Below are 16,050 nucleotides of genomic sequence, written 5' to 3'. Positions count from 1 at the left end.
GCGACGCCGGTTTCCCCACGCCGGTCTTGAGCCGCCGGGTTGATCACCATAGAGTGGGCGCCAACGGCTAGCACCCAGGAGATGACATGTCCCTCGTCCGCGTGCACAACTTTTCGATCTCCCTCGACGGCTTCGGCACCGGGGAGGGCCAGCAGCTCGATGCTCCGTTCGGCCACGCCGGCTCACGGCTCATGGAGTGGGCTTTCGAGACACGGACCTTCCGCGGAATGGGCTTCCACGGGGAGTCGGAGGGATCCTTCGGCGTCGACGAGGCGTTCGCGAGCCAGTGGGGCACGGGCATCGGCGTGGAGATCATGGGGCGCAACAAGTTTGGACCCCAACGCGGTCCCTGGCAGGACGAGGAGTGGAAGGGATGGTGGGGCGACAACCCCGTCTTCCACACGCCCGTCGTTGTTCTGACGCACCATCCCCGGCCGGTCCTTGAGATGGAAGGCGGAACGACCTTCCATTTCGTTGACGCCGACCCCGTCACCGCGCTCAAGCAGGCCCGCGCCCTGGCCGGTGGCCGGGATGTCCGGATCGGCGGCGGCGTCAGCACGGTTCGGCAGTTCCTCGAGGCAGACCTGATCGACCACCTGCACATTGTTCTGGTGCCCATCGTCCTGGGCCGGGGTGAACGGCTGTGGAACGGGCTCGAAGGACTTGACCAACGCTTCGACATCGAGGCGACCCCTTCCCCGTCCGGGGTTGTTCATCTGATCTTGACCCGCCGCGGCGAGCGGTAGACCGCCCATAACCGGGACCTCTTGAATCGGCCCGCCGTCGGTGCCACACTTCCCTTGTGCGGGCGGGTGGCTGGTTCCGTGGCATGAAGCGCTCCTCACCCGCGGGAAGCAGCAACGGTCTCCCCGTGAGCTGAACGATGGAAGCATCGTTTGAAGGGAGAGAAGTGAGGAAGTCCAGCATCTGGGGCGGCCTTGCGGCGGCTTTCAGGTCCGTTGTCCTGTCCGGGAGCGTAGCTTTCGGCGCCACCGGGACGCCTGCGCCTCCCGGCGTGCCCGGTACGTGGGCTCTGGTTTTCGAGGACAATTTCGACTCGTTGAACCGCTCCGTGTGGACGCCATACTGGTTCAAGGACTGCAGCGCCGGCTCCGTGATGAACCTGGTCCAGACGTGCTCGAGCAACGTCAGCGTGGCTGGCGGCGCCCTGCGCCTGCAGATGTCAGCAGCCGACAAGGGCGCGCTCGTTTCGACCAGTCCGAAGGACGGAGTTGCGGGCCACTCCGGCGCCGAATTCGGTTTCGGGTACTTCGAGGCCAGGATTCTCTTTCCGGGCCGCTGCGGCTCCGGGATCCACAACTGGCCGGCATGGTGGACCACCGGCCAGTCGTGGCCGGCCACCGGCGAGAACGACATCGCCGAACCCCTGGGCGGCGTCATGCACTCCAATTACCATTCGTCTGCGGGCAACGCCAACAAGACTATCGCCGGCTGCTGGGCGGGGGAGTACCACGTCTACGGCGTGAACCGCATGACCGGAAGGAACGACGTTTACTACGACGGCCGGCTGGTGCACTCCTATCCGACCCGGGATGGCGGAGCCCCGCACCACCTCATCGTCAACGTCGGCTATGCGGCGGGGTCTCCGGTGTTTGGTGCGGCGGGGGCCGTGTTAGTGGACTACATCAGGGTGTGGAAGTAGCCTCGCGACGGCGTTGGCGCGCATCAGCGGGTCAGCGCACCACAGTGCGGTGGCCTGCGTCCAGGCGCCGGGTCCAGCCGCGTGAGTCGAGATATTCAAGCAACGGAACGGCGACCCGTCGTGTCGTCCCGAGTGCCTGGCGTGCCTGGCTGGTGGTGAAGGGCTGTTCCAGGCCAGCCAACGCGCGCATCGCAAGCGCCGGCGCGGTGGGCAGGAGCACCACACCGTCGCGCAGCCTGAGCAGACGCCCGGTGCGTTCGGCGGCGGCCAGTTCGCGCGCCCCCAGGCCCAGGGCGGCCAACTCGCCGGCTTCCGGGGCCTGGAACGCGCCCGCGGTAAGCCGGCGCTCCAGCTCGGTGACCGCCAGTCCGACGGCGCCGAGGTCGCCAGCGCTGCCGGGCAGCCGGATGTGGCCGCCCTCCTGTTCCAGACCCGCGCCCTCGACAACCGGCGCGAGGAGCCCCTCATGGGGAAGTTCGAGCAGGTCCCGCGCCGCGCCGCCGGACAGGCCCGGCGCCAACGGATCGCGCTCGTGCAGCGCCTGTACTGCCGTTCGCAGCCGGCGCTGCCATGCCTCAAAGGCGGGGGCGTGCACCCACCAGTCGCCGAGCACCCGGACGCCGGCCGGGGCGTCCGCGTCCTGCGCATTTCCGTCCTGCGCAGGGAGGAGCCCGAGCCGGCGCAGGTGTTCTTCCTGCACCGCCCCGCGGCGTGCCACTTCACCCAGCACGTCCCCGCCGGAGTCCATGCCAGCGAGCCGTTCCGCCCAGTGGGCGCCGTCCCCGCGGCGCCGCAAGGCCGGCGGGTCGGCGTCGAGGACTTGTGCGCCGCCCAGCACCGAGCGGCTCCCGGGGTCCCGCAGCACCAGACGGTCCCCGAGTACGAGCGGCAGGCGCCGGTCCAGGACGAGCCGGGCATGGTCAGGACCAAACGGACGTAACCGGGCCGGTACGGCAGCTGTTCCGGCATGCACCATGAGCTGCTCCGGGACATCCGTGTAGGCCACCCCGGACGTGCGCTGGATCCCCAGGACCGCCGTGACGGGCCAGGCGTCGGCGGTCAGCAACGCGTCGCCGCGGCGGACGTCGGCGGCAGAAACATCCCGCAGGTTCAGCGCCACCCGGTTCACCGGACCCAGCGAGGAGTAGGACGTGTCGCGGCTTTGCAGGCCGCGGACCACCACGGATCGCGAGCCATCGTGGCCGAACAGCTCCAGCCGGTCGCCCTGGCTGAGCGTACCCGCGGCCAGTGTTCCGGTCACCACCGTGCCGGAACCCTTGATGGTGAAGGAGCGGTCCACCCACAACCGGACCCGGCCCGTGGTGGCGGGGGAGGGTACCGCGGCCAGCACGTCGTCGAGCGTTGTGCGCAATTCGGCCAGGCCGGTGCCTTCGATCGCCGAGACAGCTACTGCCGGCGCGTTCGCCAGACCCGTCCCGGCCAGCTCCCTTCGGGTCCGGGCGAGGACCTCAGCAACCTGCCCCAACGCCCGGTCGGCGCGGCTGAGGACCACGACGCCGTACTCAATGCCCAGCGCCGCAACGGCATCCCGGTGGTCACCAGACTGGGCCTGCCAGCCCTCGTCGGCAGCGACGACGAAGCACACGACCGGTGCCGGCCCGATTCCGGCGAGCATGTTGCCGAGGAAGCGTTCGTGGCCCGGGACGTCCACGAACGCCACATCCCGGCCGGACGGCAACGTGGTCCACGCGTAGCCCAGGTCGATGGTCAGCCCGCGGCGCCGCTCTTCTTCCCAGCGGTCGGGCTCCATGCCGGTCAGCGCGCGCACCAGCGTGCTCTTTCCGGAATCGACGTGTCCGGCGGTGGCAATGACATGCATTGCTTAGCCCGCCCCGACTTCAGCTGCAGCCTCGAGGGTCGCCAGCGCCCGGCGTACCGCGTCGAGGATCCGGTCATCGTCGGCTTCGGGCACGCAGCGCAGGTCGAGGAGGCAGAAGCCGTCATGGACGCGCGGGAGCACGGCGGGGTCACCGGTGCGCAGGGGAGCGGCGGCGGCCTGGGGGAGCCGGAGCGCCCACCCCGGCAGAGGGACGCCGGGCGCTCCGCCGCCGCCGACCCGGCCATCGTGTGCGGTGACCGGTACCTGGAGGGCCGCTGCGAGCCGCTCGGTGCGGCTCCGCAGCCGGTCAGGGTCGGCGTGCAGCGCCTGGACCACGGGCGGTGCTTCTCCGGCGACCGTTGCCTCCAGTGCTGCGAGGGCGAGTTTGTCGGCCCGGACGGCGCGGGCCAGCGGGTGGCGCGCCAACCGGGAGATGACCTCCGCGCGGCCGAGCAGCAAACCGGCCTGGGGCCCGCCGAGCAGTTTGTCGCCGCTGGCGATGACGACGTCGGCCCCGCTGGCCAGCGCGGTGGCGACATCGGGTTCCCCGGGCAGGTGCGGATCGGGCGCCAGCAGTCCGCTGCCGAGGTCCGCCACGAGGGCGACGCCGTGCGCCGCGGCGAGCGGGCTCAACTCGCCGAGCGGAACTTCGGAGGTGAATCCCTCCACCCGGAAGTTGCTCGGGTGGACCTTGAGCACGCAGCCGGTGGCGGGGCTGAGGGCATCGGCGTAGTCCGAGAGGTGCGTCCGGTTCGTCGTTCCCACCTCGTGCAGCCTCGCGCCCGTCGATTCGATCAGGTCCGGCAGCCGGAAGCCGGCACCGATTTCAACCAGTTCCCCGCGGCTCACCACCACTTCACGGCCGGCGGCCAGCGCTGTGGTCGCCAGGACCAGCGCGGCAGCACCGTTGTTGACCACCAGCGCGTCCTCGGCAGCGGGACAGGCGGCGAGCAGTGCGGCCCGGGCCCCGGCGCCGCGGCGGGACCGGCTGCCGGTCGCCAGGTCCAGCTCCACGTCGACGTAGCCGCTGGCTGCGACCAGGGCGTCAACGGCAGCGGCAGAAAGCGGGGCACGGCCGAGGTTGGTATGGACGACGACGCCGGTCGCGTTGAGCACCGGGCGCAGGGTCGTCGCCGAACGGGCAGCGACGGCGGCGAGCAGGGCGGGTTCCACCTGCGCGGGGGCGAGTTCGCTGCGCCGCGCCTGCTCCTGGGTGTGCCGGATGAGGTCGCGGATGACACGATCACTGAGGCGCTTCCGGGCGGCCCGGACGCCGGGAAGGGCCAGCAGGTCATCGGTGCGCGGGATCAGGCGGCGCGGATCGGTCTGGTCCACGGTTTCTCCTCTTTGCGCAGCCCTGGGCGCCGGTAGTTGGCGGAGGCGGACGGGAATCGAACCCGCCAGGCCGAGATACTCAGCCTCACCGGTTTTTGAAGACCGGGGGGCCCACCAGGACCCGGACGCCACCGCGTTCAAATCTAGCAGATTGCCTCCGGGGTACCCTAAGGGAGTGAATGAGGCCCAACTGATCAGTCCGCAACTTCAAGACGACGCCCACGGCGCTGTCCGGCTCACCGGCTTCGCGCACGGCGGCGGCTGTGCGTGCAAAATTCCGCCCGGCGAACTCGAAGAAGCGGTCCGCGGCCTCACCGGCCAGCCCGGCGCTGACGTGCTGGTCGGTCTGGACAGCGGCGACGACGCTGCGGCCGTCCTGGTGCGCGGCGACCTCGCGGTACTCTCCACCGCAGACTTCTTCACCCCGGTCGTGGACGACGCCTTTGACTGGGGACGGATCGCCGCCGCGAACGCGCTCTCGGACATCTACGCGATGGGCGGCCGCCCGATCATGGCGATCAACCTCGTCGGCTGGCCCCGTGACGTGCTGCCAATGGAGTTGATGACTGAAGTGCTCCGCGGCGGGCTCAGCGTCGCCTCCGAGGCGGCCTGCCCGGTGCTCGGCGGGCACTCCATTGACGATCCGGAGCCGAAGTACGGCATGGCGGTCACCGGGGTCGCCCATCCCGACCGGCTGCTGCGCAACGACGCCGCCCTGCCCGGGCTGCCGCTGACGCTCACCAAACCGATCGGCGTCGGGCTGCTCAATAACCGGCACAAGCAGACCGGCGAGGTGTTCGCCGAAGCGGTGGCGACCATGACGCGCCTCAACCGTGATGCCGCCGAAGCAGCGGTGTTGGCCGGCGTCGTTGCCGCCACGGACGTGACGGGCTTCGGCCTGCTCGGGCACCTGCACAAGATGTGCCGCGCCTCCGGAGTGGGGGCCGTGATCGACCGGCGGGCGGTACCCCTGGTCGACGGCGCCCGGGAGGCATTGCGGGACGGCTTTGTGTCCGGCGGAACGCGGCGCAACCTCGACTGGGTGCGCCCGCACCTCCGGGCCGCCGCCGGCGTCACTGAGGACGACCTGCTCCTGCTGGCCGATGCCCAGACCTCCGGCGGACTGCTCGTCGTCGGTGAGGTGCCCGGCTATCCGGTCATCGGCCACACCGACGCAGGCCAGGGCATCGAAATCCGCTGAACCCTTTGACCCGCTGAATTAGGGCCGGCCGGTCAGACGGCGGTGGTGATCGAATCGCCGGTGATGCCGGCGGCCCGGCGGGCGGCGAGCCGGTTCTTCTGCGGTTCGATCGTGTAGCGCGGGTCCCTGGCCGAGGCCAGGCCCGCTTCGAACACCCCGAACCGGGTCAGCGCCGAGGCGGCCAGCAGTGCCAGTCCGGACGCTGCCGCCACGGCCCGGTTCCGTCCGCCCAGCAGCGTGCCCAGGCCGCCGGCGGCCGCGAGCCGCTCGCTCCATTTCAGCATCGTCCCCGCCTTCCCCTGGTGCAGGGGCTCGGCCGCTACCGGGTCCATCCGGTGCTCCATGACCCGCATGGCGATCACGTCGCCCAGGACGCCGAGCACGGCGAGCGTCCGGGCCGGACCCGCCTCCCGTACCGGAGTCGTAATCATGGCGAGCCCGGAAGAGGCGAGGGCCGCCGAGCTCACAAAAACGAAGGGCAGTTCCTCATGCGCGGCGTTCCACGTCGGGGTTGCGGTGTCGCCGAGCAGGACCGCCGTGTACGCGGCCAGCGGCCCGGCAAACAGCGCGGCCTCAAAGCCGGCCGGTCCCTCCACGGCCCTCAGCACAGTCCGCAGGGGACCCAGCGGCAACCGCGCGCCGATCATCCGGTCGATCTCAGCGACCGCTGAGACGGCCGTGCCGGCACTGAAGGCGCTGAGGATCCACGACCCCACACTCATCGGCGAGGTCACCTTGAAGGTCCGCAGCATGTTCAGGAAACGTTCCGGCCGGCCCAGGTCCCTCACCAGGGCCACGGCACCGAGACTCACTGCGGCCAAGGAACTCAGCCGGGCGTTCCGGCGCAGCGCCGGCCGCCCCGTCAGCTGGCCGCCGAGGCCAAGCAGCGCCGAACCGCCCGCGACCCCGCCAAGGAACAAGTAAATCGCGACGTCGTCGCCCCACGGCGCCGGCTTGACCACCGGACGGCCATAGTAGGAGCTAAACTCAGGCTCCGGAACCATAGGCATCTCGCGGGAACCGTCACCGTTGTCACGGCGGCGGCCGGTGCCACGTTTGCCTCCCTCCCGGCGGCGCCGGGCAGGCTCTGCTGGCCGGAAGCTGTCGAATTCTGAAAGCGTCACGAGCGCGCCCCCAGGAAAGCCACCGCGGCGGCGGCAGCCATGCCCGCTACCGCCAAGCCGGCCTGCCGGTACATCTTCGGCAGATCGGCGGTCGGCACCCGCGGGTCCGGCGGAAGGCCGTAGACCTCGGGTTCGTCGAGCAGCAGGAAGACCGAACCGGTTCCGCCGACGCCGTCGAGTTCATTGGCGCCGTAAAGCCGCGCTTCGGTCATGCCCTTTGAGTGCAGGTCGGCGACCCGTTCCCGGGCCGTCTCCACCATGTCGTCATGGTCGCCGAACTTGATGGACGTCGTCGGGCAGGCCTTCGCGCAGGCGGGCGTCTCGTCGGCCACCAGCCGGTCGTAACACAGCGTGCACTTCTGCGCGACGCCCGCGTTGGGGACGTCGGCATGCTTGTCGTGCTGTTCTTCCCTGCTGCCGGCGACCTTCACCGTGCCGTTGCTGCGGCGCTCGATCACGCCGAAGGGGCACCCGGCCACGCACGTTCCGCAGCCGTTGCAGACGTCGTCCTGGACCACCACGGTGCCGAACTCGGTGCGGAACAACGCGCCGGTGGGGCAGACGTCGAGGCATCCGGCGTGCGTGCAGTGCTTGCAGACGTCAGAGGACATCAGCCAGCGGAAGTCTGCCGTGTCCGGCGGGGTGGTATCGGCGTCTGCGAGGTCCGTCACGGCGGGCAGGGTCGGAGGACCGATGCGCGGCATACCCAGGCTGACCAGGGCGCGGCCTGATTCCCGTGCCTCGGCAATGCGTTCCTGGCCCTGTTCGATGAAGGCGACATGCCGCCAGGTGCTGGCACCCAGCGATCCGGTGTTGTCGTAGGAGGACCCGAGCAGTTCGAGGTTTCCGTCCTGCGGGTTGTGGTTCCACTCTTTGCAGGCAACTTCGCACGCCTTGCAGCCGATGCAGATCGAGGTGTCAGTGAAGAACCCCTTGCGCGGATGGTTGTGCTCCCAGTGGGCATCGGCGGTGGGGTCGGTTGGTCCGGCCAGCTGGCCCATCTAGTCCTCCAAGGTGGAGTCGGTGTCCGGAGCGATGCCGACAGGCGTCGGCTGTCCGGACGTGGCAAAGTGTGGTGCACCCGGGACAGCGTCAGTCACGTTCATCACTGCGCCCCCCGGTCGCTACGGCGGTCATTACTGGGACCGGGCTCGAGGCCTTCCGCCTCGGGATCGGTCACCGCAGTGTTCCCGGTGTCGACCGTCACCCCGGCGCGTGCCTGATACTCAGCAACCAAGGCAAGCAGCTCCGGACCCCGCGGCCTGCGCCCCGGCCGGATGTCACACGAGGCGACCTTCGATTCCTGGATCTGCACGTTGGGGTCCAGCGTCACGCCCAGCAGGTCGTTGGCCGCGTCACCGCTGACCACGGCGTTCTTCCCGACACCCCAGTGGTAGGGCAGCCCGATCTGGTGCACCGTGTGGCCGCCGACAGTCAGCGGAGTCATCCGTTCGGTAACAAGCACCTTCGCCTCGATGGCGGAACGGGCCGAGACAATCGTCGCCCACCCGTACGGCTCAAGACCGCGCTCGGCCGCCAGCTCGGGGGAAACCTCACAGAACATCTCCGGTTGCAGCTCCGAGAGGTACGGCAACCAGCGGCTCATGCCACCAGCCGTGTGGTGCTCGGTGAGCCGGTACGTGGTGAAGACGTAGGGGTACACGCCAGCACCGCTGGTCCCGGCGCTGGGTGCGCTGAGGTTGTCCTTACGCGGGTAGGTCAGGCGCGCCGGGTTCTGCTGCTGCGGGTACAACGCGTTGGCGACCGGCGATTCCTGCGGCTCGTAGTGGGTGGGAAGGGGCCCGTCCATCAGGCCCTTCGGCGCGAACAACCAGCCCTTGCCGTCGGACTGCATGATGAAGGGATCATCGCCGCTGAGTGCGGCCGCACCGCCGAGGGACGGGTCAGGTTTGCTGCCCGGGGCCCGGTCAACCGGGAAGTCGGGCACGTCGTCTCCGACCCACCGTCCCTGCTCCTCGTCCCACCAGATGTACTTCTTCCGCTCACTCCATGGCTTACCGGAAGGATCCGCCGACGCACGGTTGTAGAGAATGCGGCGGTTGGCCGGCCAGGCCCAGCCCCACTCCGGAGCCGCAGGTCCCTGCTCCTGGCCAGGCTTCCGGTTCGCGGCCTGATTGACGCCGTCCGCGTACACGCCGGTGTAGATCCAGCAGCCCCCGGACGTCGAACCATCAGCGCGCAGCTCGGTATACGAGGAAAGAGTCTTGCCGGCATCCGGGCCATCGAGGTGGCGGCCGTTGATCTCGGCAAGCACCGCCTCCGGGTCCGGATCGCCGTGTTCGTCCAGGGGATAATCCCAGGTCAGATCCAGCAGCGGACGGTCGCGTTCGTCAGTGGAACCGGCAAGCTTCTCCCGGATCCGCTGGCCCAGTTCGTAGAAGAACTGCAGTTCACTTTGGCACTCCCCGGGCGGTGCTACGGCCTGGTGCCGCCACTGCAGCAGCCGCTGGGTCTGGGTGAACGAACCGGCCTTTTCGACGTGCGTTGCAGCCGGCAGGAAGAACACCTCAGTTTCGATGTCCTCGGTGCGCAGCTCACCGGATTCGATCTCCGGGCCGTCCTTCCACCAGGTTGCCGACTCGATCATGTTCAAGTCACGCACGACCAGCCACTTCAAATGCGACATGCCCAGACGCTGCATCCGGCCGTTGGACGACCCGACTGCCGGGTTCTGACCGAGCAGGAAGTACCCTTCGACTTCGTCCTTGAGCATGCTCATGACGGTCTCGTAGGTGCCGTGCGCGCCGGTCAGCCTCGGAAGATAGTCGTAGGCCCAGTCGTTGTCCGCTGTCGCGGCTTCGCCCCACCAGGCCTTCAGCAAGCTGACCGTATAGGCGTCGGCGTCCGCCCAGTAGCCCTTTTGTTTCTTTGACGCGATTGCCTCCAGATAGTCACCCATGGTGTCGTGGCGGCCGGCGCTGGGCATGGGCAGGTAGCCCGGCAGCAGGTTGAAGAGCGTCGGAATGTCCGTGGAGCCCTGGATGCTGGCATGGCCGCGCAGGGCCATGATTCCGCCGCCCGGGCGGCCCATGTTCCCCAGCAGCAGCTGCAGAATGGCAGCGGCCCGGATGAACTGCGTTCCGAGCGAGTGCTGGGTCCAGCCCACGGCGTAGGCGAAGCAGGTTGTCCGCTCGCGCCCCGAATTCTCCGTAATGGTCCGGGCCAGATACTCGAAGTCCGCGGCTTTGATACCGCACATGTCCGCCACCATCTCCGGGGTGTACCGGGCATAGTGGCGCTTCACGATCTGGAAAACGGTCCGTGGGTCCTGCAGTGTGTCATCACGCTGCACCTCGGCATGCTCCAGGGCCGGTCCGCCGCTGCCGAACTGGTGGCCAGCGGCACGGTCCGAAGCGTCGGCGCCGTGCTCGGTGCCGGACCCGGGCTCATTGATGGCACCACGCTCGTCGCGTTCAGCGTACGACCATGACGAGGTGTCATACGCCCCCTTCTCAGGGTCGAAGCCGGAGAACAGCCCGCCCAAATCCTCGGAGTCGCGGTAATCCTCGTGGACCAGCGTGGCGGCGTTGGTGTAAGCGCTGACGTACTCCTTGAACCAGAGGTCATTGGAGATGACGTAGTTGATGAGCGCACCGAGGAGGACGACGTCGGAGCCGGCCCGGATCGGGACATGCTTGTCCGCGACCGCGGAGGTGCGGGTGAACCGGGGATCGACGTGGATGACCTTCGCTCCGCGGGCTTTCGCCTCCGCAACCCACTGGTATCCCACCGGGTGGCATTCGGCCAATGTTCGAACCCTGAATGATGATGCAGTCAGCGTTCGCCATGTCCTGCAGTGATTGCGTTGCACCACCGCGTCCAAATGAGGCTCCCAAACTGGGAACCGTGGCGGAGTGTCATATGCGGGCTTGGTTCTCGGTCTGCACCGCCCCGGCAGCTGTAAAGAGTTTCTTGATCAGGTAGTTTTCTTCGTTGTCCAGGGTTGCCCCGCCCAGCGAAGCGATGCCCATGGTCCGCCGCAGCAGCCGGCCCGACTCGTCTTCCTGTTGCCAGGTCCTGCGGCGCGTCTCGATGAACCGGTCCGCCACCATGTCAACGGCGGTGGCGAGGTCAAGATGCTCCCATTCAGTGGAGCGCGGCGCACGGTAAAGCACCTTGGTCTGCCGGCCCGGTGAATTGACGAGCTGTTCGCTGGCCGAGCCCTTGGGGCAGAGGCGGCCGCGTGAGATGGGCGAATCCGGGTCGCCCTCAATCTGGACCACCTTCTCGTCCTTGACGTAGACCCGCTGTCCGCAACCCACGGCGCAATACGGGCATACGCTCTGTACGACGCGGTCCGCCGTGGCAGTCCGCGGAGTGATCGCGCTCGTTTTCGGCGAGGTTACTGCCGGCCCGCGGCCGAGCAGGTCGCCCGTGCTGAACTGCCGGACGACCGGCCATTGAAGAAAACTGTGCCGTGCCATGTCAGGAGCTTACCCCCAAACCAAACCCCCAGCGACAGGGACGCGCTGAAGCGCACCGAGCCGCGGGGCGGGACTTTTGTCCCTACCCGGGTCCCGGGCCGGGGCATGAACTGGGTAGGCCGGGGGAGAAAGGAAGTCATGGACCAGATGGGAAAAGCGCTGAGGAACCCGGCTTGGGGGCGGCGTCCGGCCGGTCCTCGACCCAGGTTGACGACACTCGCCGGCACTGTGATTGCCGGCGTTCTCGGTCTGCTCGCAGCCGCGTCCCCGGCGCAGGCGGACCCGGGAGAGTCGTTACAGGTCAGGGGCGGGAAGCTGCTCGGCTCTGGCGCAGAGGTGCAGGTGCGCGTCAGCTACCAGTGCCAGGTGGGCGCGCAGGCGGGAGTGGGGGTCTTCCTTACCCAGGACGGTCATCACGCAGCGGTGTACGGGGGCGCCGGATCCGGGCAGCGACCCTGCACCGGGGAGACCCAGAAGCTGACCATGACCATTCCTGCCGGAAGTGGCCGGTTCCATCCCGGCTGTGCCTCCGTCACCGTCTCGCTCTTCACCAGAGGACCAGGAACTCCGGACAGCATTGAGCAGCTCGTGGACGACATCCGCCTGGATCACCGGTAGCAACCTCTATCGGGGTTACCAGCCGGCGGTGCCCGGGCCGCCTTTGAACGGACCAACAATGCGGCTGGTGATCCAACCGCCGTAGAAGTCACCTTCCTGGCTGGTCACCCGCTCGCCGTCGACCTCGCAGGAGTCCATTCGGCCCGGATAGAGCGCGACGCGGGTGCTGAGGTCCTCGAAGCCAGGGGCGGGGTCGGGGTAGGTCCAGCCTGCACGGGGAGCGACGACGGCTCCAGCGACGACGTCGAAGTAACGGGCTTCCCCCTTGAACTCACAGAAGGTGCTGCCCTTGACCGGGACCAGTACACCAGGAGGAAAGGCGTCGACCGGCAGGTAGTAGACAGGCGGGTGGCTGGTCTCAAGAACTCGAACTGCGTCGGTGGTGTCGGCAATCGTCTGCCCGCCAAGCCGGACGACGACCCGTTCAGCGCGGGGTTCGACTTTTGGCGGCCGCGGATAGTCCCACACCGATTCCTGACCAGCCCCGGGTTTATCGGGCCGGGGACGCCGGGAGAAGCCGGGCAGACTGTGACGGCGGATCATGCGCGGGCGTCGATGTGCTGCTGGACGACCGCGGCCAGGGTCCGGAGTACCTGCTGCTCGGGCGGCGGGAAGGCCCTGGGTTGCTGGTCGATGATGCAAAGCGTTCCGATGTTCCAGCCGCGCGGCCCGTGCAGGGGATAACCGGCGTAGAAACGTATATACGGCTCTCCGACGACGAGCGGATTGGCGGCGAACCGGGAATCGGTATGCGTGTCATTGATGACCAGCATCGAGTTCCGCTTGACTGTCTGGGTGCAGAGCGCAATGTCCCGGGGTGTTCTCTCCTCGAGCGGTCCCACCACGGATTTGAGAACCTGGGCGTCGTCGGTGATCAGCGACAACGACGCGGCACTGACATCAAAGAAGGCCCGGGCGGCAGTTACCACCCGGTCAAACGATTCCTCCGGGCCGGTAGCAAGCAGGTCGGTCACGCGCAAGGATTCCAAGCGTTCTGCCTCGGCCCTTTCAGGGCTCAGCAGGAACTTGCCGGCGGCGCCCAACGCCGCCAACATGTCCTGGGCGGCGTCCTTCCGGTTGGCCGCTGGCCGGCCCGGTCTCCCTGCCGTTCGAAACTCCGGCAGGCGACGGCCGTGCCCCGGGTAAGGACTCACGGTTTTGGGACCGGCCCCCCCATGGTGCCTCAGCGACGGCAAAGCCAGCTCCCCATCGGGGTGGGTGTGCACGTCGGGCGCCGAGCATCGGGATGCACTGAAATAGGACGGCCAGAGCTGCCTGGGGTCCATCCCGATAGCAGCAGCCAACTCGGTGCGGCGCTGTACCTCATTATCCCTGGCGTTAGTTCCGGTCAGGTCATGGTTCAAGAGATCACCTCATCCGGTTGGAGCGTCATATAGCTAAGGCTACTTATCAATCGGGCGGGAGGAAACCCGGGGCCCAGAACGCAAGCAGCCCCGGGCCGCACCCCGCACCTCCGTGCCCCGCCCTCGAGGGGTCTGCCGGCCGGGTTTCACCGCCGCGTTTGACCCGCCCAGAGCGCCTGCAGGAGCGGCACCACCGAGACGATCATCAGCCCGCTGCCCAGCGCTGGGTCGTCCGCCCGGACCACCGCACCTGCGATGAGCAGGGCGCCGAAGATCAGCGCCGACGTTGTCCTTTGCGCTGTTCGGTTAAGCCGGGACAGCTGTCGCTCCAGGCGCGGGCTGGTAACCGACAGTGAACCATCTTCGATCCGGGTGATGAGCCCGTCCAGCCGTTTCGGCAGACGCAGCGCCAGGCCGGCGGCGTCGAGAGCCTGTTGCCCGGCATCCTGCACAATGTTGCCGCGTTCGTCGCGCAGCAGCCGTGCCGCATAGGGTTCAACGGAGTCCCACAGGTTGAACCGTGGGTCCAGCGAACTGCACACCCCCGAGGTCAGTGACATCGCCCGGACGATGAGCAGGAAATTTTCCGGCAGCTGGAACGGCAGGGACCGGACCAGGTCGCCGAACTCCTCCGCGAAGTCGAGGAACTCCCGCGGGTCCACCTCCCGGAGCTCCGCGAAGCCCATTCCGCCGAAGCGGGCGAAGAGGTGCGTCATGGCCCGTTCGAGCTCGGCCGTATCCGCGGAAGGGACCAGCACGCCCACGTCGCTGATGGCGGCCACCAAGCCCTTGCCGTCCCGCGAAGCCGCCGCGATCAGCAGTTTCCGCAGGCCGCTGCGGGTTCCGGCCGGAACCTCGCCCATCATGCCGAAGTCGATGAAAGTCAGCTTCCAGGGGTGCTCCGCGGCCGGATCGGTTGTCGGCGTGACGAACATATTGCCCGGATGCGGATCGGCGTGGAAAAAGCCGTTCGTGAACAGCTGGTCGAACATGACAGAGGCGAAGACCGGGGCGACTTCCGCCGGGTCGATGCCCGCCGCAGAAAGCGCCGCAACGTCGGTGATCTTGATTGCGGTGACATCCTCGAGGGTGAGCACGCGCCGGGTCGTCCGTTCCCAAACGACCTCAGGCACCGCCACCCTGCCGTCGCCGTTAAAATCAGCGGCAAAGCGCTCCAGGTTTTCCGCCTCATGGAGGTAGTCGATTTCTTCGAGACTCGTCTGGGCGAATTCCTCCACCAACGCGGGCATGTCGGCCCGCTTGGACACGAGCCGCACATGGCTGAGCCAGCCGCCCACCTTGCGCAGCGCGGCGAGGTCGACGTCGACGATCGCTTCGATGCCGGGCCGCTGTACCTTCACCACCACAGTGTCGAGGCCGGTGTCCGCGGCATCGGTGCCAAGAAGCCGTGCCCGGTGCGCCTGCCCGAGGGATGCTGCCGCGATTGGCTTCTCCTCGACGGCGGCGAACACCAGATCCAGCGGCGCGCCCAGCTCCGCTTCGGCCAGGTCACGGATCGCGGCGAACGGGACGGGAGGCGCTTCGTCCTGCAGTCCTTCCAGTTCGGCAGTGATCTCCGGCGGGAGCACATCGAGCCGGGACGACAGGAACTGGCCGACCTTGATCATCAGACCGCCAAGGTCCGCGGCGAGCACGCGGAAGCGCTGCGCGAAGCGCCGCATCCTCCTTGCCCGGGTGCGTTCGGCGATCCTGGCCAGCCCGATGCGGGGGAGGAGGAGCTCAAACCACCACGTCACCGCGAGTTGCCACGCGGCGAAGCGCAGGATGCGGCGGTAACGCGCGCGGGTGCTTCCGGTGCCGGCTGCCGGGTCTGCCCGGCGCCGGCGAACCGACGGCACCCCCGTCAGTCCTGGGCGAGGATGGAGTACAGCCGGCGGCGTGCCTCGTCGAGCACCTTGACGGCCTCCTGCACCTGCTTCGGTGACCCTGTGCGGCCGACCTGTGATGCGGCCTGCGCGAGCTCGAGGCCGGCCTTGGGCAATGCCGCGAACCCTCCTGCCGCCGGGCCCGGGACCTCCCAGGGTGCTGACGCGTCGGAGCCTGCGGCCTCCTCCCGGCCGGCTTCGGTCAGTGAGTAGATTTTGCGGCCGTTGGATTCCTCGGCGCGGATGAACCCCTCATCGGCCAGCAGCTGCAGCGTCGGGTAAACGGAGCCGGCACTCGGTTTCCAGCTGCCGCTGCTGCGCTCCTCGATCTCCCGGATGATCTGGTAACCATGCATCGGCCGCTCCGCGAGCAGAGCCAGTATCGCCGACCGCACCTCGCCGCGCCCGGCGCGGGTGCCGGACGGCTTCTCAAACCGGGAACGCAACTCCTCAACGCGCCCGCCACATGCCGTCGATCGTGGGACCGCCGAATCCGCCTGCGGGATGTGAATTATGCATCATGCCCTCCTCTTCGAGTCACGAACGATAGTCAACGATACGTCCCGATATAGAC

At 68.3% G+C, this 16,050-nt stretch carries 11 protein-coding genes, 1 tRNA gene and 2 pseudogenes; 4 read left to right on the top strand and 10 right to left on the bottom strand.

Translation table 11 applies throughout. From position 1 onward, the window contains the following. Nucleotides 1-86 precede the first annotated feature (86 nt). Both QFZ61_RS13135 and QFZ61_RS13130 read left to right on the top strand, forming a co-directional pair. On the top strand, nt 87-746 hold the full coding sequence (locus QFZ61_RS13135; RefSeq protein ID WP_307036705.1) for a dihydrofolate reductase family protein: 660 nt from the start codon (nt 87-89) through the stop codon (nt 744-746). 164 nt (nt 747-910) lie between these two features. Then, nucleotides 911-1,663, top strand: a complete 753-nt coding sequence (locus tag QFZ61_RS13130; RefSeq protein ID WP_307036703.1) for a glycoside hydrolase family 16 protein — start codon at nt 911-913, stop codon at nt 1,661-1,663. 31 nt (nt 1,664-1,694) lie between these two features. Here the strand turns inward: QFZ61_RS13130 and selB are convergent, their stop codons facing one another. The 3 genes from selB to QFZ61_RS13115 all read right to left on the bottom strand — a co-directional run bounded on the left by selB (nt 1,695) and on the right by QFZ61_RS13115 (nt 4,971). Beyond that, complete coding sequence (selB, locus tag QFZ61_RS13125; protein WP_307036701.1) at nt 1,695-3,503, bottom strand: selenocysteine-specific translation elongation factor; 1,809 nt, start codon at nt 3,501-3,503, stop codon at nt 1,695-1,697. A 3-nt stretch (nt 3,504-3,506) separates the two neighbouring features. Next, complete coding sequence (gene selA / locus QFZ61_RS13120; RefSeq protein ID WP_307036700.1) at nt 3,507-4,838, bottom strand: L-seryl-tRNA(Sec) selenium transferase; 1,332 nt, start codon at nt 4,836-4,838, stop codon at nt 3,507-3,509. Between the two features lie 37 nt (nt 4,839-4,875). Further along, nucleotides 4,876-4,971 (bottom strand) — tRNA-Sec (locus QFZ61_RS13115). Nucleotides 4,972-5,031: 60 nt separating this feature from the next. Between QFZ61_RS13115 and selD the strand changes: the two genes are divergently transcribed. After that, nucleotides 5,032-6,039, top strand: coding sequence for a selenide, water dikinase SelD (gene selD, locus QFZ61_RS13110; protein ID WP_373427202.1), 1,008 nt, complete (start codon nt 5,032-5,034; stop codon nt 6,037-6,039). A gap of 32 nt (nt 6,040-6,071) precedes the next feature. On the opposite strand, the gene nrfD is transcribed toward selD, so the two are convergent. The 3 genes and pseudogenes from nrfD to fdh form a co-directional block, all read right to left on the bottom strand. Next, nucleotides 6,072-7,163 (bottom strand): NrfD/PsrC family molybdoenzyme membrane anchor subunit, encoded by a 1,092-nt coding sequence (nrfD, locus tag QFZ61_RS13105; protein ID WP_307036696.1) that lies wholly within the window; start codon nt 7,161-7,163, stop codon nt 6,072-6,074. Continuing rightward, entirely contained in the window at nt 7,160-8,164 is a 1,005-nt protein-coding gene (locus QFZ61_RS13100; RefSeq protein WP_307036694.1) for a 4Fe-4S dicluster domain-containing protein, read from the bottom strand. Before QFZ61_RS13100 ends, nrfD begins: the two co-directional genes overlap by 4 nt. 104 nt (nt 8,165-8,268) lie before the next feature. Continuing rightward, a pseudogene (fdh, locus tag QFZ61_RS13095) lies at nt 8,269-11,608 on the bottom strand (formate dehydrogenase). Between the two features lie 138 nt (nt 11,609-11,746). Here fdh and QFZ61_RS13090 point away from each other — a divergent pair. Further along, the gene (locus tag QFZ61_RS13090; RefSeq protein WP_307036692.1) at nt 11,747-12,226 is read left to right on the top strand and encodes a hypothetical protein; all 480 of its coding nucleotides are present in this window, start codon (nt 11,747-11,749) and stop codon (nt 12,224-12,226) included. Nucleotides 12,227-12,241: 15 nt separating this feature from the next. Here QFZ61_RS13090 and QFZ61_RS13085 read toward each other — a convergent pair whose 3' ends face one another. The 4 genes and pseudogenes from QFZ61_RS13085 to QFZ61_RS13070 form a co-directional block, all read right to left on the bottom strand. Continuing rightward, on the bottom strand, nt 12,242-12,769 hold the full coding sequence (locus QFZ61_RS13085) for a DUF427 domain-containing protein (RefSeq protein WP_307036690.1): 528 nt from the start codon (nt 12,767-12,769) through the stop codon (nt 12,242-12,244). Then, a complete protein-coding gene (locus QFZ61_RS13080; RefSeq protein ID WP_307036687.1) occupies nt 12,766-13,281 on the bottom strand; it encodes a GAF domain-containing protein in 516 nt (171 codons plus the stop codon). Before QFZ61_RS13080 ends, QFZ61_RS13085 begins: the two co-directional genes overlap by 4 nt. Nucleotides 13,282-13,736: 455 nt before the next feature. Continuing rightward, nucleotides 13,737-15,449: an AarF/ABC1/UbiB kinase family protein gene (locus QFZ61_RS13075; protein ID WP_307036685.1), complete on the bottom strand. Its 1,713-nt coding sequence runs from the start codon at nt 15,447-15,449 to the stop codon at nt 13,737-13,739. Between the two features lie 5 nt (nt 15,450-15,454). Then, nucleotides 15,455-15,995 (bottom strand): annotated as a pseudogene (locus QFZ61_RS13070) (PadR family transcriptional regulator). Between the last annotated feature and the right edge of the window lie 55 nt (nt 15,996-16,050).

It is taken from the genome of Arthrobacter sp. B3I4 (genome assembly GCF_030816855.1).
Classification (GTDB): Bacteria; Actinomycetota; Actinomycetes; order Actinomycetales; family Micrococcaceae; genus Arthrobacter.
Note: the sequence above shows the minus strand (reverse complement) of the source record. Positions and strands in the feature narration are given on the sequence as shown.

What these genes read in the sequence shown, in the direction of transcription:
- QFZ61_RS13085 (WP_307036690.1), bottom strand. Translation starts at nt 12,769, where the DNA reads ATGATCCGCCGTCACAGTCTGCCCGGCTTCTCCCGGCGTCCCCGGCCC.
- QFZ61_RS13080 (WP_307036687.1), bottom strand. Translation starts at nt 13,281, where the DNA reads ATGTTGGCGGCGTTGGGCGCCGCCGGCAAGTTCCTGCTGAGCCCTGAA.
- QFZ61_RS13100 (WP_307036694.1), bottom strand. Translation starts at nt 8,164, where the DNA reads ATGGGCCAGCTGGCCGGACCAACCGACCCCACCGCCGATGCCCACTGG.
- QFZ61_RS13090 (WP_307036692.1), top strand. Translation starts at nt 11,747, where the DNA reads ATGGACCAGATGGGAAAAGCGCTGAGGAACCCGGCTTGGGGGCGGCGT.
- selB (WP_307036701.1), bottom strand. Translation starts at nt 3,503, where the DNA reads ATGCATGTCATTGCCACCGCCGGACACGTCGATTCCGGAAAGAGCACG.
- QFZ61_RS13135 (WP_307036705.1), top strand. Translation starts at nt 87, where the DNA reads ATGTCCCTCGTCCGCGTGCACAACTTTTCGATCTCCCTCGACGGCTTC.